The sequence below is a fragment of the Variovorax sp. P1_G12 genome, from assembly GCF_056405555.1.
Map to the genome: position 1 here is coordinate 252,783 of NZ_JBFUBW010000004.1, position 24,051 is coordinate 276,833.

Here is a 24,051-nt window from a genome sequence, read left to right on the forward strand (position 1 = left end):
ACCGGACCCTTCCATGCCGACGCCCGTGCTGCCCACTGCCCCCTCGCTCAGCGAACTCCAGAACGCCGAAGAATTCATCGCGCGCCACATCGGCATCGAAGCCGAGGACGAAGTCCGCATGCTCGCCGCCGTCGGCTCGGCCACGCGCGCCGAGCTTATCGACGGCATCGTGCCGCCGGCCATCCGCCGGCGCCGGCCGATGCGGCTGGCGCCGCCGATCACCGAAGCCGATGCGCTGGCCGAGCTGAAGGCGATCGCCGCCAAGAACAAGGTGGCCAGGAACTTCATCGGCCAGGGCTACTACGGCACCCACACGCCCGGCGTGATCCTGCGCAACGTGCTCGAGAACCCGGCCTGGTACACCGCCTACACGCCCTACCAGGCCGAGATCTCGCAGGGCCGCATGGAGGCGCTGGTCAATTTCCAGACCATGGTCTGCGACCTCACGGGCATGGCGATCGCCAACGCCTCGATGCTCGACGAGGCCACTGCGGCGGCCGAGGCGATGACATTGGCCCGCCGCAGCGTGAAGAGCAAGAGCAACGTGTTCCTGGTGTCGGGCGACTGCCATCCGCAGACCATCGAGGTGATCCGCACGCGCGCCGCGCCGCTGGGCATCGAGGTCAAGGTCAGCACCGCCTCCGAGACGCTGCCGCACCTGATGGCCAGCGGCGGCTTCTTCGGCGCGCTCGCGCAATACCCCGCCACCACCGGCCAGGTGCACGACCTGCGCCCGCTGGCCGGCCACGCGCACCAGTGCGAGGCCGCCTTCTGCGTCGCGGCCGACCTGCTGGCATTGACGCTGCTGGCGCCGCCGGGCGAATGGGATGCGGACATCGTCTGCGGCACCACCCAGCGCTTCGGCATGCCGATGTGCAACGGCGGCCCGCATGCGGCCTACCTGGCCTGCCGCGATGAATTCAAGCGCTCGCTGCCCGGGCGGCTGGTGGGCGTCAGCGTCGACGCGCACGGCCAGCCGGCCTACCGGCTGGCGCTGCAGACGCGCGAGCAGCACATCCGGCGCGAGAAGGCGACCTCGAACATCTGCACCGCGCAGGTGCTGCCCGCCGTGGTGGCGAGCATGTACGCCGTCTACCATGGCCCTGAAGGCCTGCGCCGCATCGCGCAGCGCGTCGCCCTGCTGACCGCGGTGCTGGCGCAGGGCCTCGAACAACTGGGCCGCGAGCTGGTCAACGGCACCGCCTTCGACTCGCTCACGATCCGCACCGGCGACGACACGCAGGCGATCAACGAACGCGCACAAGCCGCCGGCATCAACCTGCGCCACCGTCTGCAGCACCACCTGGGCGTCTCGCTCGACGAGACCACCACGCGGGCCGACGTCGTGACGCTGTGGGGTCTGTTCGCGCCGGCCGGCACGCCGGCGCCCGACTTCGACGCCATCGCCGCCGCGGCGGCGCCGCGCCTGCCCGAGGACCTGCGCCGCACGAGCGCCTTCCTGACGCACCCGGTGTTCAACACCCACAAGAGCGAAACCGCGATGCTGCGCTACATCCGCAGCCTGAGCGACAAGGACCTCGCGCTCGACCGCAGCATGATCCCGCTGGGCAGCTGCACCATGAAGCTCAACGCGACCAGCGAGATGATCCCGATCACCTGGCCCGAGTTCGCCGACATCCACCCGTTCGCGCCGCCCGAGCAGATGCTGGGCTATGCGCAGCTCGACGCCCAGCTGCGCGCCTGGCTCTGCGAAGCGACCGGCTACGCGGGCATCAGCCTGCAGCCCAACGCCGGCTCGCAGGGCGAATACGCGGGCCTGCTCGCGATCAAGGCCTTCCATGAGGCCAAGGGCGAAGCGCATCGCGACGTCTGCCTGATTCCCTCGTCCGCGCATGGCACCAATCCGGCCAGCGCCCAGATGGTGGGCATGCAGGTGGTGGTGACGGCCTGCGACGCCGACGGCAATGTCGACATCGACGATCTGAAGCGCGCCTGCGAGAAGCACGGCGACAAGCTGGCCGCGGTGATGATCACCTACCCCAGCACCCACGGCGTGTTCGAGACCCGCGTCAAGGAACTCTGCGAGATCGTGCACGCGCACGGCGGCCGGGTCTACGTCGACGGCGCCAACATGAACGCGCTGGTCGGCGTGGCCGCCCCGGGCGAGTTCGGCGGCGACGTCAGCCACCTGAACCTGCACAAGACCTTCTGCATCCCGCACGGCGGCGGCGGCCCCGGCGTCGGGCCGGTGTGCGTGGTGGAAGACCTGGTGCCCTACCTGCCGGGCCATGTCACCGGCGGGCTGGCGTCGAACGGCGCCGTCGGCGCGGTCTCCGCCGCGCCGCTGGGCAATGCGGCGGTGCTGCCGATCAGCTGGATGTACTGCCGCATGATGGGCGCCAAGGGCCTGCAGGCGGCGACCGAGACCGCGATCCTCAGCGCCAACTACATCAGCGCGCGGCTCAAGGACCACTACCCGACGCTGTACGCGAGCCCGAACGGCCACGTGGCGCACGAGTGCATCCTCGACCTGCGCCCGCTCAAGGAGGCCAGCGGCGTGAGCGCAGAGGACGTCGCCAAGCGACTCATCGACTACGGCTTCCATGCGCCGACGCTGAGCTTTCCGGTGCCCGGCACGCTGATGGTGGAGCCGACCGAGAGCGAGCCGCTGGCCGAGCTCGACCGCTTCATCGACGCCATGATCGCGATCCGGGGCGAGATCCGCCGCGTCGAGGAAGGCATCTGGCCCAAGGACGACAACCCGCTGCGCAACGCCCCCCACACCGCCGCCAGCCTGCTCGGCAGCGAATGGACGCGGCCCTACTCGCGGGAGCTCGGCGCCTTCCCGCTGGACAGCCTCCGACAGGCCAAGTACTGGCCGCCGATCGGCCGGGTCGACAACGTCTACGGCGACCGCAACCTGTTCTGCAGCTGCGTGCCGCTGGACGCGTACGCCAAGGCCTGAGGATTTAGAAACATTTTTTTACAATTGAAAGCCCCTCCGGCTGTCGATTTCGCGTTCGCTGCTTCGACGTCCAATCAGAGCCCCGGAACTGCCCGGTCGATCCCGACCGGCGCCGGCCTCGAATCCGAAGGAGCAACGACATGCGATACATGGTGATCGTCAAGGCCAGCAAGGACTCGGAAGCCGGCGTGATGCCGAGCGAACAGCTGCTGACCGACATGGGCAACTACAACGAGGCGCTGGTCAAGGCCGGCGTGCTGCTCGCGATGGAAGGCCTCCATCCCAGCGCCAAGGGCGCCCGCATGCGCTTCTCCGGCAAGGACCGGACCGTGGTCGACGGCCCCTTCAGCGAGACCAAGGAGCTGATCGCCGGCTTCTGGCTGTGGCAGGTGCGCTCGAAGGAGGAAGCGCTCGAATGGCTGCGCCGCGCGCCCTTCGACGATGGCACCGAGCTCGAGCTGCGCCAGGTGTTCGAGCTGGACGACTTCGGCGCCGAGCTCACGCCGGAGCTGCGCGCGCAGGAACAGCGGGTGCTCGCCGAAGTCGCCGCCAAGCGCGCCTGAACGGACGCCCGAAGGAGACACGACCATGAAATTCATGATCATTCGCAAGGCCGACCCCGAGACCGAGGCCGGCGCGATGCCGACCCAGCAGCTGGTCGCCGACATGATGAAGTACAACGAGCAGATGATCGCCGCAGGCGTGATGCTCGACGGCATGGGCCTGAAGCCCAGCGCCACGGGCGCCCGCATCCAGTTCAAGGGCGGCAGGCCGACCGTGATCGACGGCCCGTTCGCCGAGACCAAGGAACTGGTCGCAGGCTTCACCTTGATCCAGGTGAAGTCGAGGGAGGAAGCGCTCGAATGGGTCAAGCGCTGGCCGCCGATCGACGGCCACGGCAACGTCGCGCTGGAGCTGCGCCAGGTCTACGAGGCGGAAGATTTCGGCGCCGAGTTCACGCCCGAGATCCGCAAGCAGGAAGAGAACCTGCGCGAGCGCGCCGTGGCCCGGCAAGCGGCCGGCAAGGCCTGAGGAGCACTCGCATGCAAGCCATCCTTCCGACCGCGCCCGCCTCGGGCGCCGCCCTCTGGACCGGCCGCATCCTCAGCGGCCTGGTCGTCGCGTTCCTGCTGTTCGACGGCGCCATCAAGGTGGTCGAGATGGACGTGGTCAAGCAGTCACTGGCCGAACTCGGCTATCCGACGGACATCGCCTTCGGCCTCGGCGTGCTGACGCTCGCGATCGGCGTGCTCTACGCCATCCCGCGCAGCTCGGTGCTCGGCGCCATCCTGCTGACGGGCCTGCTCGGCGGCGCCATGGCGACCCACCTGCGCGTGGGCAGCCCGGTCTTCAGCCATCTGCTGTTCGGGCTCTACATCGGACTCATGGCCTGGGGCGGCCTCTTCCTGCGCGACGAGCGGCTGCGCGCCATGCTCCCGCTGCGGCGCTGAGCGCACAACGCTATCCTTGCGGGATGAGATTCGTGATCCTCCGCAAGGCCGACCGGCGCACCGAGACCGGCCTCGACGCCGACGAGACGCTGCCGGTGGCCCCCGCGCTCCCCCATGCCGCGCTGCAGGCCAGCTCGCACGGCGTCCGCCTGCACTTCTCGGCGGACGGCCCGCAGCGGGTGCCGGGGCCGTTCGAGCACACCGAAGACCTGGTGGCGGGCTTCGGCTTCTTCGAGGCCGACTCGCTGCAGGCGGCCACCGAACAGCTCGCCCGCTGGGTGCCGGGCCCCGAGGCCGCTCCCGTGCTCGAGATTCGCGAGTCGGGCTGCCCCGGCGGCCTGCCGGGGATCCACTCGTCGGCCGCGCAGCAGGATCCGGATCCGCGTTTCATGGTGATGCTGCTGTCCGACGCGCAGCTGGAGGCCGACGCGCCCACCGCCCCCGAACGGCTCGACGCGATGGCCCGGCGCAATGACCAGAGCGTCGCAGCCGGCGTGCTGCTGGCGGGCGAAGGCCTGAAGTCGACCGCCAAGGGCGCCCGCCTGAAGTTCGGCGGCGGCAAGCCGCGCGTGGTCGACGGTCCCTTCGCCGAAGCGAAGGAGCTGATCGCGGGCTTCTGGCTGATCCGTGCCCGGTCGATGGATGAAGCGATCGAATGGGCGAGTCGCTACCCCTACGCGCCGGTGCATCCCGTGGTCGAGATCCGCCCCGTGCGCGAGATGTCGCGATAGGCGCTCCCGGATGAACGTCGCCGAGACGCATCGCGCGATCAACGCGGTCTGGCGCATCGAGTCGGCCCGGATCATCGGCGCGCTCGCCAGGATGGTGCGCGACGTCGGCGTGGCCGAGGAGCTGGCGCAGGACGCGCTGGTCGCGGCCCTCGAACATTGGCCGCGCGAGGGCATCCCGGACAATCCGGGCGCCTGGCTCACCGCCGCGGCCAAGCGCCGCGCGATCGACCTGCTGCGCAAGCGCACGCTGCATGCGAACAAGGAAGGGGAAATCGGCCGCGAACTCGACGCGCAACATGCGATCGCCGCCGCCGACTTCGCCGAGGCGGTGGACGCCGCGCTCGACGACGAGGTGGGCGACGACCTGCTGCGCCTGGTATTCACGGCCTGCCATCCGGTGCTTTCGCCCGAGGCGCGGGTCGCCCTGACCCTGCGCCTGCTGGGCGGCCTGACCACCGACGAGATCGCGCGCTCCTTCCTGGTGCCGGAAGCGACGATCGCGCAGCGCATCGTGCGCGCCAAGCGAACGCTGGCCGCCGCGCGAGTGCCCTTCGAGGCGCCGCGCGCGCACGAACTGGCCGCGCGCCTTGCGTCGGTGCTCGAGGTCATCTACCTGGTGTTCAACGAGGGCTATTCGGCCACTGCCGGCGAGGACTGGATGCGTCCGGCGCTGTGCGAGGAAGCGCTGCGGCTCGGGCGCATCCTGGCCGAGCTCGTCGCCGAGGAGCCCGAAGTTCATGGCCTGGTCGCGCTGATGGAGATCCAGGCCTCGCGCGCGGCCGCGCGCATCGACGCCGACGGAGAACCGGTGCTGCTGCTCGAGCAGAACCGCGCGCGCTGGGACCAGATGCTGATCCGGCGCGGCCTCGCCGCCCTGGCGCGTGCCGAGAAGCTCGGCGGCACCCTGGGGCCCTATGCCCTGCAGGCCGCCATCGCCGCCTGCCACGCACGCGCGCGCCACGCGGCGCAAACCGACTGGACGCGCATCGCCGCGCTTTACGAGGCACTGGCCCAGCTCGCGCCCTCGCCGATCGTCGAGCTGAACCGGGCCGTGGCGCTGTCGATGGCCTTCGGCCCGGCGGTGGGCCTTGAAGTCGTCGACGCACTGCGCTCGGAGCCGCAGTTGCAGGGCTACCACCTGCTGCCGAGCGTGCGCGGCGACCTGCTCGCCAAGATGGGCCGAAAGGCCGAGGCCCGCGAGGAGTTCAAGCGGGCGGCGGAACTCACGCGCAACGCACGCGAGCGCAAGCTGCTGCTGATGCGCGCGCTGGCCTGTTCCGGCGGCCCCGCGAGCGCCGGTTGACCGGCCCTCGCGCTATTTCTTCGCCACCGCGCCGGTCGCGAGCTGGGCGCGCAGCTCCTTCAGCCTGGCCTTCAACCGACGCTCGTTGACCGGGCCCATGCGCACCAGCATCTTCTGGCCGGCCGAGAGCGCTTCCAGCTGGGGGTCGGCGAACTCGTAGCTGATCCAGGGATGTTGCGGCGCCATCTCGCCTTTCACTTCGGTGAGCTTCACCTGCACCGGCCCGGCGGGTTCGGGCGCCTGCAGCAGATGGTCGATCACGGCCACCAGGCGGTCGTTGAAATACTTGCCCGGATAGCCCAGCTCTTCGTAGGCCTGCTGGAACAGCGGATAGAGCCTGGCATAGAGCGCCACCGCCCGGGCCGTGTCCACCGACTCGACGAACAGCACGAACGGCGTGTAGCGGCTGGCGTTGTCCGCGCCGATGGTCTTCAGCTCGCCCGCGCCCTGCACCTCGAAGGACTTGGGCGCCCGTTGTGCCGGCCACATGCGCGCAGGCGCCTGCGCCCGCGGCAGGTTGTCCACGGTGGCGACGAAGCGACGCACGAAGCCACCGGCCTCGAGGAAGGTGCCGACCGACTTCTTCCCGAGCAGTTCGTTGAGCGCCGCGGTGACGCGGCCATCGGCGTCGTTCAGCGCGGGCAGCGCGGCCTCGGGCTCGGCCAGTGCATCGACCGGATTCTGCGGGCCGACCGCCACCGGAGGGGGCGTGTCGGCCGGTGCGGCCGAGGGCGGCGGCGCGCTGACGACGGGCGGTGCCGGTGGCGCTTCCTTCTGCAGCGACCAGCGCCACCAGCCGAAGGCGGCCGCGAGGATCACGGCAACGACAATCACCAGGGTCCACACCGAAGACTCGCGTGCTGGCCTGAATTCTGCTGGGTCCCGTTCGGGCATGGTGGAATCCTCTTTTCTCAAATGCGGGCAATGCGTGCGGTCCATTGGAAACCACGCGGGCGCTTCCTGCCGTAACGCTCTGTGAGCGTCAAGGAATCCGAATGAACATCGACTTTTCCACCCTGACCGAGTACCAGCGGTACAAGCTCATGGCGAGCCTGATCGTGCCACGGCCGATCGCGCTGGTGACCACGCTCGGCGAAGACGGCATCGTCAATGCCGCGCCCTTCAGCATGTTCAACATGCTCGGCGAAGAACCGCCGATCGTGATGATCAGCGTCAACCGGCTGCAGGACGGCGTGCTCAAGGACACCGCGGCCAACATCGTGCGCAGCGGCGAATTCGTGATCCACCTGGCGGACGAGGACATCGCCGAGCAGATGCATCGCTGCGGCGAGCGCCATCCGCCGCACGTGAGCGAGCTCGAGGTGGTCGGCTTCACCGCGCTGCCCAGCGAAGCGGTCAAGCCACCGCGAATCGCCGAGGCGCCGGTGGCTTTCGAATGCACGCTCTGGGAGACGCTCGAAACCGAAAGCCGGCAGATCTTCATCGGCCAAGTGCGCTGGATGCACGCGCGCGACGAACTGATCGACACCGAGACCTGGCGCGTGCGCCTGCAGCACTACTTCCCGGTCGGCCGCTTCGGCGCGAGCTTCTATGTGAAGACGCGCGAGCGCTATGCGCTCGCGGCGCAGAACGGAGCGCGAAGCACGCCGATCGACGAGATGTAGCGTGGGGGCTCAAGCCGGCGCCGGGCCGCCCCAAGGCGGCTTGCGGCCCCCTCGGGGGGCAGCGACCACACGCAGTGAGGGAGCGTGGGGGCTCAGTCCAGCCGGACGACGTGCGCGCTGCGCGGATCGACACGGCCATCATGCAGATCGGCGACCACCTGCTGCGCGGCTTCGAAGCCCCGGCTTTCCGCCAGCGTCATCCAGCGACTGTCCGGACGGCTGAGTTCGGCGATGAAGCGGCCCTGGGCGTCGTTGAAGCGCCGGTTCACCTCCTGCGGACCCCAGTCTGCGTTGCGCTTGCGGATCTGCACCGGCGCGAAATACAGCAAGGGCTTGGGACCCGGCAGCGGGGTTTCGGCGAGGAAGGCGGTCTTCTGCGCCGAGCCGGCGTAGCAGTCGTAGACCAGCGCCGCGCCGAAATGATGGTGGAGGGTGGCGCGCAGATCGTCATCGCCCGAGAAGTCGACGTAGAGCGTTGGCACACTGGCGGGCAGCAAGGTGGCGCTCGTGTAGGGCAGAACCTGGTCGTAGCAACGCAGGTTCTCGACGAAGCCGCGGTTGCGCTCCGAGGTCAGGGCGATCAGGCTCAGCCCCTCGCGCTGTCCGAGGCAGAAGGCGGTGCCGTAGGCCGTCTTGCTCGACGCACTGGAGACGACCACCTGCGTGGCGCCGAAGAAGGCGTTGTCCTCCAGGAAATCCGCCAGCATGAAGGAGGTGATGAAGAGCGGACGCACCAGCATCTGGTAGTTCTCGAGCGCCTGGACATAGCCGGCGTCGCGGCTGCAGCGCATGTACTGGTTGTAGGCCGAGACCAGTTCGCTGCGGTGCGGCGCGCCGTCGTAGAAGCCGCGCTCGGTCACGCGCACCGGTGTCATGCGCAAGTGGCTGGCGATCGGGAAGTAGCCGTAGAAGCGTTCTCCGACCTCGACGCCGTCGACCGTGGATGCGAACACATCGGCGAAGCCCCAGGCCGGCATGTGGCCCCAGTCCGGGTCGCCGGTCGGGAAGAACGACCAGTACTTCATCATCGCGTCGCCGAAGGCCGCGTAGGTGATGTTGTTGGTGGTCAGCGCAAAGCGGTCGATGCGCAGCAGCACCTCGCCGGCGGCCAGCACGCCGGGGTCCTGCGCGCTGCGAAGGCGCGTGGTGCCCAGCGCGTCCTTGCGGGTCTCGAGACGGGTTAAAGTGAAAGCGACGCTCATGTCTTGTCCCAGGTGATTCGGGGGTCGACCCCCTTGCCAAAAAATGTACCGCCGCACATCCACCAGCGGGTTCGGAAAACAGGAGGAGGCCGCCGCGCCCCGCTCCAAGCCGCTGAAACGCCCGACGCAAGCCCGGGGCAAGTTCACCGTGCAGGCCATCTACGACGCGTTTGTTCGGATATGGAATGCCGAGGGCTGGGACGGCGTGACGACCCGCGCCGTGGCCCTCGAAACCGGCATTGCGGTCGGCACGCTGTACGACTACTTTCCGGACAAGGAGGCGCTGCTCTCGGGCTACGTGCGCCATTGCATCGAGGCCTTGCTGCGGCGGCTCGACACCGACGTCATCGCACCGCCGGCCACGGAACTGCCGGCGCGGGAGCGCGTGAAGCAGCTGGTCCGGATCACGTGCGACACCCGGCTCGAAGGGCTGCCGGCCTTCGACCGCGGCATGCTGCAGCTGGAGCACCGCGTGGCCGAGCCCAAGCACCATCAACGTGTGTATGACGAACTGGCGATCCGGTGGCGCGAGGCCTTCGCGGCCTGCACCGACCTGCCGCGGCCACCGCCGCCGTCGACCATCCAGGCCTTGCTGACCGCGGCCTGGGGCGGACGACGCTATCGCCTTCTGCTGCGGCCCGATCCACCGGACGACGCCGGCTGGGTCGCCGAGATGGAGGCGATCGTGCTGCACCGCATCGCACTGGCGCAGCCCAAGCAGGGTTGACGTCTTCGTCGACGCCTTGCCCATGCATCGCCCATGCATCGCCCAAGCAAAAGGCCACCCGGAGGGTGGCCTTTTTGTCTGCGTGCTTCGCGTTGAGCACCAGATTCGATATCTGGAGCGGGAGAAGAGTCTCGAACTCTCGACCTCAACCTTGGCAAGGTTGCGCTCTACCAACTGAGCTACTCCCGCGAAGCCTCTGATTATAGTGCATTTTTTTCGACTTCTTCGCCGGCCGGCAAATGAATGAGGCCGGTGCGCAAATCGAACTCGAACACCTCGCCATAGCGCCCCCATTCGATCGCGGTCCGCAGCACGCGCTCGGCGGTCGGCCGGTCCAGGCTTTCCTCGAGCAGATCGAGGAAGGGTTCCTGCGGCAACTCGCCCGCCGGTGCCTGCTCCAGGCTGTGGCGGATGTGCGCCGCGAGCGGTACGTGCGCCAGCAGCTGCTGGCCCAGCAGTTGCTGGCGCAGCGTGTGCGCGCCAGCCACATAGCGGCGGCCCAGTTCCGTGAGATGCAGGTCGGCATCCGCCAGCTGCGCGAAGCCCAGCATCGACAGGGCCTGCGCCAGCGGCAGCAGGTCGTGGTCGGTGAGCTCGGCCTCCTCCGCGAGCTGCGGCAGATCGGCTCGCCCTTCGCGGCCGTCATCCACYAGCATCTCGAGCAAGGCCTCCATGCGGCCGATGTCGGCATCGGGCAGGCGATCGCCCAGGTGCATGCGCACCGGCTCCTCGGGCGGGCGGCCGGCCACCGGCGCGCCGGCGGTCATCAGCGCGTAGGCCTCGTCGATCAGCGCCCTCACCTCCAGGCTGTCGGCGTCGCGCGGCCGCGCGAGCCGGATCGGCAGTTCCGCGCGCACGCGGCCCGGGTCGGCCGCGAAGATCAGCACGCGGTCGGCCATCAGTACCGCTTCCTCGATGTTGTGCGAGACGACCAGCATCGCCTTGGTCGGCATCGCGCCGCCGCCCCAGAGCCGCAGGATGTCGTCGCGCAATCGCTCGCCGGTCAGCACGTCCAGCGCCGAGAACGCCTCGTCCATCAGCAGCACCTCGGGCTCCACCACCAGCGCGCGCGCGATGCCCACGCGCTGCCGCATGCCGCCCGACAGCTCGCGCGGCAAGGCACCCTCGAAACCGGCGAGGCCGATCAGCTCGATCGCAGCATTCGCGCGCCGGGCCCGCTCCGCCGGCGCCACGCCGCGCGCCTCCAGCCCCAGCTCGACGTTCTGCTGCACCGTGAGCCAGGGAAAGAGCGCGAAGGACTGGAACACCATCGCGATGCCGCGCGCCGGCCCGTAGAGCGGCTGGCCGCGGTAGCGCACGCTGCCGGTGTCGACGCCGATCAGGCCCGCAAGGATGCGCAGCAGCGTCGACTTGCCCGAGCCCGACTGGCCCAGCAGCGCCACGATCTCGCCTTCGGCCAGGCGGAAGTCGACGCCTTCGAGCACCGAACGCGCGGCGCCGTCGGCCGAGCGAAACGACTTGCCCACACCCTTCAATTCAACGATGGCTTCGGCCATGGACCCTCCTCGCGCGTTCATCTTCAAAAGTGCATCCTGTTCTCGGCCAGCTCGTAGAGGCGACGCCACACGAAGTGGTTCATGCCCATGACGAACACGCACATCACGCCGATGCCCAGCGCGATGCGCGGAAAATCGCCGATGGCCGTCATGTGGGCGATGTAGCTGCCCAGGCCCGCGGCCTGCAGCGTGGTGTCGCCCCAGGTCACGTACTCGGCCACGATGCTCGCGTTCCAGGAGCCGCCGCTGGCCGTGATGGCCCCCGTGACGAAGCTCGGGAACACGGCCGGCAGCAGGTAGCGCCGCCAGCGCAGCCACCCGCCGAGCCCGAGGTTGCTCGCTGCGTAGCGCAGTTCGGTCGGCACGGTCGACGCGCCGGCGATCACGTTGAACAGCAGGTACCACTGCGTGCCCAGCACCATCAGCGGCGCCAGCCAGATGTTCGGGTTGAGCTGCCAGCGCACGATGAACAGCACCGCCACCGGGAACATCAGGTTGGCCGGGAACGCCGCCATGAACTGCGCCACGCCCTGCAGCCGCCCGGCCCAGCGCGGGTTCATGCCGATCCAGATGCCGATCGGCACCCAGACCAGCGCGGCCAGCGCGATCAGCACGACCACGCGGATCATGGTGTAGAAGCCCAGCACGAACACGTGTCGGACCTCGGACCAGCCGACCTCGGTGTGGATGAAGCGCACCAGCCACACCACGGCGAGCAGCACCGCGGCGGCGAGCGCGGCGTCCCACGCGCGCGCCATGGCCGGGTTCGGCGTGCGTGGCCGGGCCTTGATCGAGGTGCCGTCATGGTCGCGCCGGAACAGCACCAGCGAGCGCTCGAGCAGCCGCGCCGCGCCGATCATGGCCCGCTTGATGCGCTCTGTGCGGCGCAGCCAGGTGAGCAGCCAGGAGCGCGGCGCATCCTCGCTGCTGCCCTCCTCGAAACGGAACTTGTCGGCCCAGGCGATCAAGGGCCGGAAGAACAACTGGTCGTAGAGCGTGATCCCGATCAGCATGCCGCCGATCGCCCAGCCGATGGCGCCGAGGTCGCGCGCCTGGATCGCCATCGCGATGTAGGAGCCCACACCGGGCAGCATGATGCTCTGGTTGGAGACCGAGATCGCCTCGGAGGCGACCACGAAGAACCAGCCGCCGGACATCGACATCATCATGTTCCACAGCAACCCGGGCATCGCGAACGGCAGCTCGAGCCGCCAGAAGCGATGCCAGGCCGAGAGCTGGAACACCGATGCCGCCTCGCGCAGTTCCGAAGGCACGGTACGCAGCGACTGGTAGAGGCTGAACGCCATGTTCCAGGCCTGCGAGGTGAAGATGGCGAAGATCGCGGCGCACTCGACGCCGAGCAGGTTGCCCGGGAACAGCGCGATGAAGCCGGTCACCGTGATCGACAGGAAGCCCAGGATCGGGATCGACTGCAGGATGTCGAGCATCGGCACCAGTATCTTCTCGGCGGCGCGGTAGCGCGTCGCCAGCACCGCGAAGACGCAGCTGAACACCAGCGACGCCGCGAGTGCCAGGAACATGCGCAGCGTGGTGCGCAGCAGGTAGTACGGCAGCATCCACGGATCGAGGCTGATCGGCAGCGGCTGGCCGAGCTCATAGGGCCGCGCCATCTGGGCGCCGCCGAAGGCCAGCGCGAACAGCGCCGCCAGCACCAGCGGCAGCAGCGCCCAGTCCCAGCGGTTGCCGCCGGACACGACGGCCTGGCGCGGAAAGAAGCGTTTGTCGAGCATGGGCGGAAGCGTTGGGTTCGATGCACGGACCCGGTCCGCAGCGCGGGCGCCATTGTGCCTTCCGAACCGGACGCAGGCCTGACTCATTCGCCCCCACGCTCCGTCACTTCGTGTACTCGCTGCCCCCCGAGGGGGCCGCAGCCCGCCTTGGGGCGGCCCGGCGCCGGGCTGTGTGCTACAGCGGGAAGGCGTCGAGCCCGCGCTGCCCCTCGGCCCCCTGCACCGGCGTGTGGGCCACGTTCATGATCCAGCAGACCATCGTGAAGTAGCCCACCAGGGCGCTGAGCTCGACCACCGTCGCCTTGCCGAAGCGCGCCTCGGCCGCCGCATAGGTCGGCTCGCTGACGCCGTCGTGTTGCAGCAGTTCGAGGGCGAAGTCGAGCGCGAGCTGCTCGTCCGGCGCCAGCGGCTGGGCCCGGCGTCCGAGCCGCAAGGCTTCGATCGCCTCGGCGTTGACCCCGGCCTTGACCGCCGCCGTCGCATGCAGGACCCATTCGAACTGGTTGCCGACGTGGCGCGCGACCGCGCAAGTCACCAGCTCGCGCACGCGGGCGTCCAGCGCACTGTCGAAGCGCAGGTACTCGCCGAGGCTGCCGATGCGTTCCATCAGCACCGGGCTCTGCAGCAGCGGAACGAAGGGGCCGAAGACGGCCTTGCGAGGCCCGTCGATCAGGGCCTGGGCGGCGGCGCGCTGCGCGTGCGTCATCGCGCCGGCGGCGGGCATCGGGAGGCGTTCGGTCCAGGGATGGGTATGGCCTTGCTGGAACATGGGGGGGTCTCTTTCAGTTAGTTCAGGTCGGTTTTTAACAGCCACGCCGCGCTGGCCAGCAAGGCCACCGCGCCGACGGCCAGCGCGACGAACAAGCCGCCGAAGCCCTGCGACTTCGCGCTCAGGGTCGAGGACAGCATCGGCCCGGCCATCTGGCCGATCGCGAAGGCGGCCGTCATGCGGCCGAGCGCGCGCGTCGGGTCGCCGACGGTGCGCGCCCTGGCCTCCTGCATGCCGGCCATGGTGGCGACCATGAAGGTGCCGCCCACCAGCAGCGCGGCCGCCAGCACGGTGATCGCCGACAGATGCAGCAGCGGCAGCAGGCAACCGGCGGCCATGAGCACATGGCTGCCGGCCAGCACCCGCCGCCGAGACACGCGGCCCAGCACCACGCTCGCGAAGAAGGTGGACGCGGCGGCGGCAGCGCCGAACACCGGCCAGGCGGCACCGAACACCAAAGGGTCGTCGACCACGGCGCGCGCGAGGACCGGCAGGAAGGTGGCCGGCAGGATGTAGCCGAAGCCGAGGGCGCCGTAGCAGATCACGAGGCCCCATGGGGTGTCTGCGGTGCCCGACGACGCGGCTTTCGATCCCGGTGCCGCGGCGGCGCCGGCCGCCGCCTCGCGCGGCATCAGCAGCGCGACGACGAACAGGCCCGCCAATGCGATCGCACCGAGCTGCAGCCAGAGCGCATCGGCCGCGGCGCCGACGGCACCGGCGCGCCAGCAATGAAGGCCGGCGAGCGCGATGCCCACGCCGACGCCCGCATAGAGCAGCCCCGCCCCGGACGGCCGCTCGAAGCGCGCGAGCCAGGCCAGGCACCAGACGCTGGTGCTCACCAGCGCCCAGGCGCTCGCCGCGCCGGCGACGAAGCGCAGCACCAGCCAGGCCGGCAACGACGCCGTCAGGCCCATGGCGGCCGTCGACAGGACGATCGCCGAGAGCGCCACGAGCCCGATGCGCTGCGGCGTCAACGGGATGCGCACGGTCGTCAGTGCGCCGAGCAGGTAGCCCGCATAGTTGGCCGCGGCGAGCCAGCCGCCATCCGCCACATCGACGCTGCCGGCGCGAATCATCAGGGGCAGCATCGGCGTGAAGGCGAAGCGTCCGATGCCCATCGCAACAGCCAGTGCGAGCAGACCCGCGATGCAGGTGGCGACAAAGGAAGGCCGGGCCAAGGCGATGGAAGGGTTCGACATGGATGTCGATTGGACGCAGAATCCACTCACGGCACAAATGAATTATTCAGAACATTCATTCTTCAAATGAGAACCATCGATCTCGACTCCCTGGAGATCTTCCGCACCGTCGTCGCCGAGGGCGGCGTAATTCGCGCGGCCGACAAGCTCCATCGCGTGCAGTCGAATGTCACGACGCGCATCCAGCAGCTCGAAGGCCGGCTGGGCCAGAAGCTGTTCCATCGCCAGGGCCGCACGCTCGCGCTGGCGCCCGCCGGCGCCAAGCTGCTGCCCTACGCCGAGCGCCTGCTGCGCCTGGCCGATGAAGCCGAGAGCGAACTGCGCAGCGCAATGCCGATCGGCACCTTCAGGCTCGGCTCGCTCGAAAGCACGGCGGGCAGCCGGCTCGCGCCGCTGCTGTCGCGCTTCCACAAGCTCTATCCCGGCGTCGTGGTCGAGCTGGTCACGGGGACCACGGGCGCACTGCTGAAGCGGGTGAACGCCTTCGAGGTCGAGGCCGCGTTCGTGTCCCAGCCCTTCTCGGCCCCGGGGCTCGAAACGATGGCGGTCTTCGAGGAGGAACTGGTGCTGGTCACGGCGCGCAGCGTGGCTTCGGTCACCGGGCCCGGCGACCTGGCCAACGCCACGCTGATCGCGTTCGCGCAGGGCTGCTCCTATCGGCGGCTGCTCGAGCAATGGCTCGGCAAGGGCGGCGCGGCGCCCTCGCGTTCGCTCGAATTCTCTTCCTACCAGGCAATGATCGCCTGCGTGGCGGCGGGCACGGGCTTCGCCATCGTTCCGGTGTCGGTGCTCAAGGCGCTGCGCGCGACTGCCGATGTTCGCCAGCATGCGCTGCCGGAGCGCATCCGCATCAATCGCACGCATCTCGTGTGGCACGGCACGCCGTCGGTGGCGCTGGCGCGGTTGATCGAGATGCTGGGCAAGGCCTGACGGACGGTCGATCTCAACCCGCGAAAGCCCCCGCATCGTAGGCGGCGCAGAACACCTTCCAGTCGCCGTCGACCTCGGCCGCGCAATGGCGCGCGACCTCCATGAGCTGGCGGCGCCATTTGCGGCCCTGTGCGAAATCGATCAGCTCGTCGGCGTCAGCCGAACCGCCGCGCCCGCTGCTGCGCAACTGCGCCCATGCCAGGCACTGCGCCATCACGGTCACAAGGTGTTCCAGCCGCAACTGCGGATGCCGGATGCCTGTGGCGGCGAGCGCCACCCGGTCTTCGCTGGGCTGCAGGGCGCGCAGCACATAGGGGATCCCGCCCATGTGCACGGGATGCAGAAAGGCCATTGCGATCGCCTGCATCCGCTGCTGCACCGTCACCACGCGCTGCGCGTCGTCGGTCCAGGCCGGCTGCGGCAGGGGCACGCGCGGCAACGGCGATGCGGGCAGGGCCTGCTTCAGGTCGAGCAGGTAGTTGCCGTCGGGCGAGCCTTTGCCGTGCACCAGAACGATGTAGCGATCCACGCCCAGGCTGCCGTTGCCGGCGATCCGGCGCGCCACGTCCAGCACCTCGAAGAAGCGCGGCACCGGTTGCCGCACGGCGAAGTCGGCAACGAAAGTCTTCACCGTTGCATGCTGCTGCGGCGTGGCGGCCAGGGCCTTGCGTCCGTCGATGCGGATCCGGCGGCGACGGCCATGCAGCACGGTGCGGGTGTCGAGAAAGGTCGACCGGCTGCGCTGGCGCACCGCCTGCAGCAGGTCGCTGACCGGCGGCATGGCGGTCTCGCGCTCGACCCATCGCGGCTTGCCGTCGACCAGCGTGCGCGCATAGACGCCCAGGAACAAATCGCACAGGTGCGGCGGCACGGCCGGGTCGCGATGCAGCGAGTTGCCCGCGACCAGGATGCTGGCCAGGCCGCGCACCGGATCCCACGTGAGCGGCGCCAGCAGCGCCTCGTCGAAGTCGTTGACGTCGAAGTACACCTGCCGGTTGTCGCCCTTGTAGCTGCCGAAGTTCTCCAGGTGCAGGTCGCCGCAGGCCCAGGCCGCCGGCGCCTTGCGCATCACCGGCTCCAGCGGCAGACGGGCGTAGAAAAGGTGGCAGGTGGCGCGCAGAAACACGAAAGGATCGCTGCGCATGTTGCGGTACTTGAGCGCCAGACGTTCGGGCTCGCGGTCCGCATTGAAGTTGCGAATCTGCTTGACGATGTTCATGGCGCACCTCGGCTGCACCGAGGCCGGTGCACATCGGCAACATCCTAAGCGCACCGGTCGCGGGTCAGCGTCCGGTCAGGCCCTAGACCAGGCCGAGATCCTTCGCCGCCACGCCCCCGAACACCCGATCGAGCTGGGCCGGCGCGAGCCCGTACATGCGCGCGAACACGCCGCCGAACACCGCGCGGTATTCGTTGAGCACCGGGTAGTCGCGGTTCTGGAAAAGACGCGGTTGCGAGACCTCCACCTGCTCCCCGACGATCCGCCCGCCCGCCTGCGCGGCCAGTCCGCCGCCGAGCACCCAGTAGACGGTTCCGTGCCCATGGTCGGTGCCGCGGTTGCCGTTCTCACGGAAGGTGCGGCCGAACTCGCTGATGACCACCACCACGGTGTCGCGCCAGGCGTCATCGCCCATTTCGGTGGCGAAGCCCGCCAAGCCGCGGCCCAGTTCCTCGAGCCGGTTCGCGAGGTAGCCGGTGGCACCGCCCTGCCCCACGTGCGTGTCCCAGCCGCCGACGTCGACGAAGCCCAGATCGAAGCGCTCGCGCATCAGCCGCGCCATGCGGCGGGCCGTGAGTTCGAAGCCCTTGGCGGTCATCGCATTGCGGCTCGCGGCGTCCATCTCGGCCTGCACCGCACGCCGCACCTCGTCGCGCACTTCGAAGCCTTCTCTCACCGGCTGCGCGAGGGCGGTGTTGCGGTACATCGACTGGATCACCTGGCTCTGGCGCTCGTCGATGCCCTGCCGGGCGACGGCAGTCAGCGCCATGTTGGCGGCCTTGGCCTCGCCGCGCAGCGAGAGCGGCAATCGGTCGGTGAAGGCGATCGACGCCACATCGGTCAGCGGACCGGCGCCGAGCACGAGCGCCAGCCGATTGAGGAAGCCCGAGCGGTAGTCGCGGCGCTGGTCGAGCGCCTGGCCCAGTTCGATCGAATCCTGGGTCTCGAAGTGGCTGCGCGTGAGGTCGTCGATGCCCGCGAACGGGATGAAGGTGAGCTGCTTCCTTTGGACCATCGGCATCAGGCTCGCGGCCAGCGCCGGATGCAGGCCCCAGTGGGCGTCGAGGGCCAGCGCGCCGTGGGGTTCGCCAGGCCGCGCGATGGCGATGTTGGGGCGCGCGGCGTAGTAGAAGTCGCTCGCGGTCGGCACCAGCACATTGGCGCAGTCGTAGGCACCGCGCAGGAACACCAGCAGCAGCTTCGCGCCGCCGGCCGCCGGCGCGGCGAGCAGCCGGCCGGCCGCGCCGGCGAGCGGCGCGGCAGCCAGGAGTCCGACGAGGTCACGGCGCTGCATGGACGGTCCTTCTTCAACGGTGCATGAGTTCGGGCGAAGCCAGCAGGAAAGTGTTCCATTCCTGCGGCGACCTGGCCTGGGCCAATGCGTCGCGCGTGTCGACCCCGAAGCCCGGCAGGCTGGCGCGCACGATGCGCGAATCGGTCAACTGCGGAAACGCGGGTTGCTCCAGGGCGGCGCCGTCATCGGTTCGGAACAGCACCGCGCCGTTGCTGCCGATGGCGCGCGCGATCTCGAAGCGCGTGCTCATCTGGCCCGCGCTGGCCCAGGCATCCTGCGTCAGCGGATAGCCGTCAGGCGTCTCGTGGCCATAGAGCGTCTCGCCCATGCGATTCATCCAGCCGAGCATCGGATTCACGTTGCTGGCCACGCGAACGTCGTAGGCCAGCCGCACGCCGGCGATCACGTAGTGCACCGGGTCGCGGAACTTGTGGCCGAGCGAGGCCGAGAACTCGGGCGATTCGAACATCGTCTGCAGCGTCGCGGCGATATCGCCGTCGGTGCGGCCGAAGGTGTCGGCCATGTGCGCCACCAGCGCCGGCGACGGTTCGTCGGCGACGAAATAGACCGCCAACTTGCCCGAGATGAAGCGTGCCGTGGCGGGCGAACGCGCCAGCCGGTCGAGCGCCTCGTCGACCTCGGCCAGGCCGTGCTGCGTCATGGGCAGCCCCAGGAAGGTCTTGGCACCGTAGTCGTGCCGGTTCGGATTGAACTCGAACAGACCCTGCTGTACGTAGTCGCCGCGCAAGGCCGGCCGGACGGCGAGCGGCGGCGCATCGGGCGCGCGCACCCGGACGCCGACGCCGGTCAGTACCCGGGCGAGCTCCTGAACGTCGGCCTGCGAATAGCCGCTGCCGACGCCCAGCGTGTGAAGTTCCATCAGCTCGCGCGCATAGTTCTCGTTGATGCGGTTGGCCGCGTTCTGGGCATTGTCCAGATAGCGCAGCATCGCAGGGTGGCGCAGCGTGGCGCCGAGCAGGTCACGGAACTTGCCGAGCGCATGCGGCCGGATCGCCGTCTCCTCGTAATCGCCGATCAGTGCGCGCAGGTTGTTCTTGCGCGCATCGACGTTGAAGTGGTTGACCCAGAACCAGGTCATCTGCTCCTGCAGCTGGTTCGGCGAATAGAGCGCACGCAGCACGAAGCGCTGGCGCGCCTCCTGCGCAAGCTGCGTGAGCTGCTGCTGGTAGGCCTTTCGCGCTTCCTTCTTCTGCGCTTCGTCAGCCAGGACATCGGCGGCGCGCCGCTGCGCATCGAGCGTCACGGCCAGCTGCTCGACCGGCGCATGGGAGATCGCCATGGCGTCGATCCGAGCCTGCGCCTCGGCCGGCAGCACCGCCGGCCGCGGATGCAGCTGCTTTTGCAGCCATGCGGGCAAGCCCTCGTGCGCCAGTTGCTGGGCGCTGCTTGCAGTGGCACCCCAGCTCACGCGGTCCAGCCAGCGCAGCTGCGTGGCTTCATCGGGGGCAGACACCTTGGGCGGCGGACCCCAGCCCTTCGGTGCCGCGCAAGAACCCAGCAACACGGCGCCCACCAGCAGGAGCGCGGATGCGGCGGCGGATCGGTGGGTCGTCATCCAGGCTCCTTGCCTTCGAGTGGGTGAGGCTGTCCCCCTCAACCGCCCGGCCCGCCCGGCGGTTGACGTACTTTACTTCTGCCTCAAGCGAGGGACGTCGCAGCCGGCGCCGCACCGGCGATCTGCCGCAGCGCACGCTCGAAGACCTCGACCGGCTGGCCGCCCGAGATCAGGTGCTTGTTGTCGATGATGATGGCCGGCACCGAATGGATGCCCGCGTCGGTGTACATGCGTTCGCGTTCGCGGGTTTCGGCGGCGTATTCGTCGCTCGCGAGGATGGCGCGCGCGCGCTGCGCATCGAGCCCGGAGTCGGTCGCCAGCCGCACCAGTACCTCGGGATCGGAAGGATTCTCGCCGTCCGTGTGGCAGGCCTTGAGCAGCGCCTTCTTGAGCGCCGCCTGCTTCGCCAGGTCCTCCAACTCGGCCCAGTGCAGCAGCCGGTGCGCATCGAAGGTGTTGTAGACGCGCGAGCGCCCGTTTTCCCTGAAGCCGAATCCCACCTCGGCACCGCGCGCGCGGATTGCGGCGCGGGCCTGCGCCTGCTGCTCGCGGGTCGAGCCGTACTTCTGGTTCAGGTGCTCGAAGGCGTCCTGGCCTTCGGGCGGCATCTGCGGATTGAGCTCGAAGGGCTGGAAGTGCAGTTCGGCCGTGACGTCGGGCGCCACGTTCTTCAGCGCGGCTTCGAGGGCGCCGAGGCCGACGGCACACCAGGGGCAGGTGACGTCGGAGACGAAATCGATCTTGAGGCGGGAGGTCATGGTGGAGGGTCCGAAGGATGAGGCAGCACCGGATGATGGGGGTCGGCAGCGCATCTTTCAACCGCGCCGCCCCGATTCCCCCCGAGTCATGGTGTTTCCTTTCTTGGATGGGACGGCGGCAGGCGCGGCAGCCAGACGAACGCGATCAGCACCAGCGCGACGCCGGCCGCCGCCATCGGCAGCACCATCGGCCAGGCGCCGTGGCTGAATTCGGGGTCGACGAAACCGGCCGCGATCTGCCCGAGGGTGAACGCGGCCGCCATCATCGCAAAACCCGACCACGACACCGCGCGGCCGGCCAGATGCGGCAGGTCGCCGACCGCCCCGGCCTGGCCGCAGGGTTGATGGATGCCATGGCCGACGCAATAGATCGCATGGCCCAGCAGCAGCGGCCAGGCCGACATCGGCGCCAGCCAGCAACCCAGCGCCTGCACCAGCGGCCCGGCCAGGCTCAGCTGCGAGCCGAGCTGCACCGCGCGCACCGCACCCCTGCGCTTGAGCAGGCGGCGGCACAGCGTGGTGCTGAAGATGTAGACCAGCGAGCCACCGGCCGGAATCCAGCCGTACCAGGCCGGCGAGAGCCCGAGATAGCTGATGTAGACCATCGGCGACAGCAGCAGGAAGCAGAACAGCCCGCCATAGGTGGCGGCGGCCAGAGAGGCCCAGGCCCTGAAACTGCGGCTCGCGAAGACCTCGCGCACACTGCCTGCCGGCGCCGCCGGGTCGGACGCGCGCACCCGGGTTTCATCGAAGCCGCGCAGGCACAGCAGCCACAGCACCAGCGCGTAGGCAGCCATCCCGGCCAGCACCCAGCGCCAGCCCGCCGACTGCACCGCGTAGGCGCCCAGCACGGGTGCGAGCAACCCCACCACGCCGAGCCCGGTCAGGCCGCGCGCCATGACGTGCGGGCCTTCGTGCGCGGGATAGAGATCGCGCACCGCGGCCCGGGCACAGACCAGGATGGCGGCCATCGAGAACCCCTGCAGCGCCCGGCAGGCCACCAGCATCGGGATGCCGCTCGCGAGCGCACAGCCCAGGGCGGCCAGCGCATAGCAGGCAAGGCCGGTCAGCAGCACGGGGCGGCGCCCGAAACGGTCCGACAGCGGACCGCACGGCAGTTGCCCCAGGCCAAAGGCGAGCACGAACACCGTGAGGCTGGCGCTGGCCGACCCCAGTTCGCGCGCGATGGCCGGCAGTGCCGGCAGATAGCTGTCGGTGGCGACCGGCTGCGCGGCCAGCAGCAAGGGCAGCAGCAGCACGAACGAGATGCCGCGGCGCGCGGCAACCCCGCTCACTGGGGCGCGCCCGGGTTGGTGAGGAATCCTTCGAAGAGGCTCATGAGGAGGGTTCGATCAGTAGGCCAGCGTCGCCACGGCCCGCAGGTCCTCCGGCGTGGCGGTGCCGAAACCGAAGAACTCCAGATAGGCCGGGATCATCTCGAACAGCATGTCGGTGCCGACCTGCACCGCGCAGCCCTTGTCGCGCACTGCGCGCAGCAGCGGCGTGTATTCGCTCTTCATCACCACCTCGCCGACGAAGGTGGACGGCGCGATGCGCTCGACGTCGAAGGGCAGCGGATCGCCCTCCTTCATGCCGAGCGGCGTCGCATTGACCACCAGGTCGTGGCCGGCCGGGTCGTTGGAGCCGGTGGCCACGGCGAGCCGGGGATAGTGCGCGCGCAGGCGCCCCGCGAGCGCCTCCGACGATGCAGCGCTGGTGTCGTAGAGCGTCATCTCGGCCACGCCGGCCGCGGCCAGCGAGGCCGCGATCGCGGAACCGACGCCGCCGCTGCCCGACACCAGCACCCGCGCGCCTTCGAGCGCACGGCCCTTGCGCTGCACGCCGCGCACGAAGCCGGCGCCGTCGAACTGGTCGCCCAGCAGCGTGCCGTCGGGGCGCTTGAGGATCGCATTGCAGGCGCCGGCGATCTTCGCGGTCGGCGTCGCCTCATCGACCAGCGACAGGGTCGTGATCTTGTGCGGCATGGTGACCAGGGCACCGCGGATGTTCGTCAGCTTGAACAGCGAGGCCAGCACGCCCGCGTAGTCCCCGGCCTGGACGCCCATCGGCATCACGACGGCGTCGATGCCTTGCTGGTCGAACCAGGGGTTGTAGATCATCGGAGCCTTGAAGCTCTCGGTCGGGTAGCCCAGGTGGGCGATCAGGGTGGTCTTGCCGGAAATCATGGGGAGGTTGTCCTTGGAAGGGCCGGCGGGATGCCGGCCACATGCGATTCGCTGATCCAGCGCGCGCTCTTCATCGCGCGCTCGCCGACCACCATCGGGTCGGAATTGACGTAGTCGTCGTTGAACACCTCGAAGGTGTAGTGGCCGCGGTAGCCCTTGTCCTCGAGCAGTTGCACGAGGTCGCGCACGTCGTGCAGGCCTTCGCCCGGGAACAGGCGCTGGTGGCGCGCCAGCTCGATCATGTCGGCCTGGCGGTCGCTGTACTCGAAGAAGTAGTCGGCCAGCTGCACGAGGAATATCTTCTCGATCGGCACCTCGGCGAGTTGCGCCAGGGTCTCGGGGGTGTCGTCGCCATGCACCGACATGTGAAAGAAGTCGAGGTTGAGGCCGACATTCTCGCGGTCGCAGCGGCGCACGATGTCCCAGGCCTGGTGCCAGCGGTTCACATGGCGCCCCCAGGAGAGCGCCTCGTAGCAGATGCGGATGCCCATCGGGGTGGCCAGCGTGGCGAGCGTGCGCAGGTCCTCGGCGGCGCGCTCGGGATCGTCGATCGCGAGCGGCGAGGTGGTCGAGCAGCACAGCAGCAGGTCGCTGCCGACCAGCGCCATCTGGCGCAGTTGCTCGCGCGCCATCTCGAGCCGGTGCGGGCGCATGGCGTCGGGCGCGCATTCGAAGTCGCGCAGCGGCTGGAAGTCCGTGACCTTGAGGCCGCTGTGCCTGACCAGGTGCGCCGCCTTGTCGACGCCGGCCGGATGGTTGATCAGGTCGCGCGCCCACAGCTCCACGCCCGCGAAGCCGGCCGCCTTCATGCACTCGAGCTTGTGGCCGAGTTCGCCGCCCATGGTGACGGTGTTGAAGCCGAAGCGGTCGAGGGCGATGGCCATGGG

The 24,051-nt window shown here is 69.4% G+C and carries 22 protein-coding genes and 1 tRNA gene; 9 read left to right on the plus strand and 14 right to left on the minus strand.

What is annotated here, in order from left to right; all coding sequences use genetic code 11:
* Window positions 1-13 precede the first annotated feature (13 nt).
* From gcvP to AC1D2O_RS06890, 6 genes are all read left to right on the plus strand, one after another.
* Complete coding sequence (gene gcvP / locus AC1D2O_RS06865) at window positions 14-2,926, plus strand: aminomethyl-transferring glycine dehydrogenase (protein ID WP_478156573.1); 2,913 nt, start codon at window positions 14-16, stop codon at window positions 2,924-2,926.
* 140 nt (window positions 2,927-3,066) lie between these two features.
* On the plus strand, window positions 3,067-3,489 hold the full coding sequence (locus tag AC1D2O_RS06870; protein WP_478088879.1) for a YciI family protein: 423 nt from the start codon (window positions 3,067-3,069) through the stop codon (window positions 3,487-3,489).
* 25 nt (window positions 3,490-3,514) lie between these two features.
* Complete coding sequence (locus AC1D2O_RS06875) at window positions 3,515-3,958, plus strand: YciI family protein (RefSeq protein ID WP_478088878.1); 444 nt, start codon at window positions 3,515-3,517, stop codon at window positions 3,956-3,958.
* 11 nt (window positions 3,959-3,969) lie between these two features.
* The gene (locus AC1D2O_RS06880) at window positions 3,970-4,377 is read left to right on the plus strand and encodes a DoxX family protein (protein ID WP_478088877.1); all 408 of its coding nucleotides are present in this window, start codon (window positions 3,970-3,972) and stop codon (window positions 4,375-4,377) included.
* A 32-nt stretch (window positions 4,378-4,409) separates the two neighbouring features.
* Complete coding sequence (locus tag AC1D2O_RS06885) at window positions 4,410-5,108, plus strand: YciI family protein (protein ID WP_478088875.1); 699 nt, start codon at window positions 4,410-4,412, stop codon at window positions 5,106-5,108.
* Between the two features lie 10 nt (window positions 5,109-5,118).
* Entirely contained in the window at window positions 5,119-6,411 is a 1,293-nt protein-coding gene (locus AC1D2O_RS06890) for an RNA polymerase sigma factor (RefSeq protein ID WP_478156575.1), read from the plus strand.
* Window positions 6,412-6,423: 12 nt separating this feature from the next.
* Here AC1D2O_RS06890 and AC1D2O_RS06895 read toward each other — a convergent pair whose 3' ends face one another.
* Window positions 6,424-7,305, minus strand: coding sequence for a DUF3014 domain-containing protein (locus AC1D2O_RS06895; protein WP_478088873.1), 882 nt, complete (start codon window positions 7,303-7,305; stop codon window positions 6,424-6,426).
* Between the two features lie 101 nt (window positions 7,306-7,406).
* Here AC1D2O_RS06895 and AC1D2O_RS06900 point away from each other — a divergent pair, with 101 nt between their 5' ends.
* Window positions 7,407-8,036, plus strand: coding sequence for a flavin reductase family protein (locus AC1D2O_RS06900; RefSeq protein ID WP_478088872.1), 630 nt, complete (start codon window positions 7,407-7,409; stop codon window positions 8,034-8,036).
* A 92-nt stretch (window positions 8,037-8,128) separates the two neighbouring features.
* On the opposite strand, the gene AC1D2O_RS06905 is transcribed toward AC1D2O_RS06900, so the two are convergent.
* A complete protein-coding gene (locus AC1D2O_RS06905) occupies window positions 8,129-9,238 on the minus strand; it encodes a DUF2855 family protein (RefSeq protein ID WP_478088870.1) in 1,110 nt (369 codons plus the stop codon).
* Between the two features lie 43 nt (window positions 9,239-9,281).
* On the opposite strand from AC1D2O_RS06905, the gene AC1D2O_RS06910 reads away from it, so the two are divergent.
* Entirely contained in the window at window positions 9,282-9,965 is a 684-nt protein-coding gene (locus AC1D2O_RS06910; protein WP_478088868.1) for a TetR/AcrR family transcriptional regulator, read from the plus strand.
* A 113-nt stretch (window positions 9,966-10,078) separates the two neighbouring features.
* On the opposite strand, the gene AC1D2O_RS06915 is transcribed toward AC1D2O_RS06910, so the two are convergent.
* The 5 genes from AC1D2O_RS06915 to AC1D2O_RS06935 all read right to left on the minus strand — a co-directional run bounded on the left by AC1D2O_RS06915 (window position 10,079) and on the right by AC1D2O_RS06935 (window position 15,201).
* Window positions 10,079-10,154, minus strand: a tRNA-Gly gene (locus AC1D2O_RS06915).
* An 11-nt stretch (window positions 10,155-10,165) separates the two neighbouring features.
* Window positions 10,166-11,482: an ABC transporter ATP-binding protein gene (locus tag AC1D2O_RS06920; protein ID WP_478088866.1), complete on the minus strand. Its 1,317-nt coding sequence runs from the start codon at window positions 11,480-11,482 to the stop codon at window positions 10,166-10,168.
* Between the two features lie 23 nt (window positions 11,483-11,505).
* Window positions 11,506-13,233, minus strand: coding sequence for an ABC transporter permease (locus AC1D2O_RS06925; RefSeq protein WP_478088864.1), 1,728 nt, complete (start codon window positions 13,231-13,233; stop codon window positions 11,506-11,508).
* A gap of 175 nt (window positions 13,234-13,408) precedes the next feature.
* Window positions 13,409-14,002, minus strand: a complete 594-nt coding sequence (locus AC1D2O_RS06930) for a carboxymuconolactone decarboxylase family protein (protein WP_478156577.1) — start codon at window positions 14,000-14,002, stop codon at window positions 13,409-13,411.
* Between the two features lie 17 nt (window positions 14,003-14,019).
* Window positions 14,020-15,201 (minus strand): YbfB/YjiJ family MFS transporter, encoded by a 1,182-nt coding sequence (locus AC1D2O_RS06935; RefSeq protein ID WP_478088861.1) that lies wholly within the window; start codon window positions 15,199-15,201, stop codon window positions 14,020-14,022.
* A 66-nt stretch (window positions 15,202-15,267) separates the two neighbouring features.
* Between AC1D2O_RS06935 and AC1D2O_RS06940 the strand changes: the two genes are divergently transcribed.
* Window positions 15,268-16,131, plus strand: coding sequence for a LysR family transcriptional regulator (locus AC1D2O_RS06940; protein ID WP_478088859.1), 864 nt, complete (start codon window positions 15,268-15,270; stop codon window positions 16,129-16,131).
* A 13-nt stretch (window positions 16,132-16,144) separates the two neighbouring features.
* On the opposite strand, the gene AC1D2O_RS06945 is transcribed toward AC1D2O_RS06940, so the two are convergent.
* The 7 genes from AC1D2O_RS06945 to AC1D2O_RS06975 all read right to left on the minus strand — a co-directional run bounded on the left by AC1D2O_RS06945 (window position 16,145) and on the right by AC1D2O_RS06975 (window position 24,048).
* On the minus strand, window positions 16,145-17,350 hold the full coding sequence (locus tag AC1D2O_RS06945) for a DUF2252 domain-containing protein (protein WP_478088857.1): 1,206 nt from the start codon (window positions 17,348-17,350) through the stop codon (window positions 16,145-16,147).
* 82 nt (window positions 17,351-17,432) lie between these two features.
* The gene (locus AC1D2O_RS06950) at window positions 17,433-18,644 is read right to left on the minus strand and encodes a DUF1501 domain-containing protein (protein ID WP_478156578.1); all 1,212 of its coding nucleotides are present in this window, start codon (window positions 18,642-18,644) and stop codon (window positions 17,433-17,435) included.
* A 13-nt stretch (window positions 18,645-18,657) separates the two neighbouring features.
* Window positions 18,658-20,220, minus strand: coding sequence for a DUF1800 domain-containing protein (locus AC1D2O_RS06955; protein WP_478089454.1), 1,563 nt, complete (start codon window positions 20,218-20,220; stop codon window positions 18,658-18,660).
* Window positions 20,221-20,303: 83 nt separating this feature from the next.
* Window positions 20,304-20,978, minus strand: a complete 675-nt coding sequence (locus AC1D2O_RS06960) for a DsbA family oxidoreductase (RefSeq protein ID WP_478089455.1) — start codon at window positions 20,976-20,978, stop codon at window positions 20,304-20,306.
* An 86-nt stretch (window positions 20,979-21,064) separates the two neighbouring features.
* Window positions 21,065-22,273: a multidrug effflux MFS transporter gene (locus tag AC1D2O_RS06965; RefSeq protein WP_478089456.1), complete on the minus strand. Its 1,209-nt coding sequence runs from the start codon at window positions 22,271-22,273 to the stop codon at window positions 21,065-21,067.
* A gap of 57 nt (window positions 22,274-22,330) precedes the next feature.
* A complete protein-coding gene (locus tag AC1D2O_RS06970) occupies window positions 22,331-23,164 on the minus strand; it encodes a shikimate dehydrogenase family protein (RefSeq protein WP_478089457.1) in 834 nt (277 codons plus the stop codon).
* Window positions 23,161-24,048, minus strand: a complete 888-nt coding sequence (locus tag AC1D2O_RS06975; RefSeq protein ID WP_478089458.1) for a sugar phosphate isomerase/epimerase family protein — start codon at window positions 24,046-24,048, stop codon at window positions 23,161-23,163. Before AC1D2O_RS06975 ends, AC1D2O_RS06970 begins: the two co-directional genes overlap by 4 nt.
* Window positions 24,049-24,051: the final 3 nt, after the last annotated feature.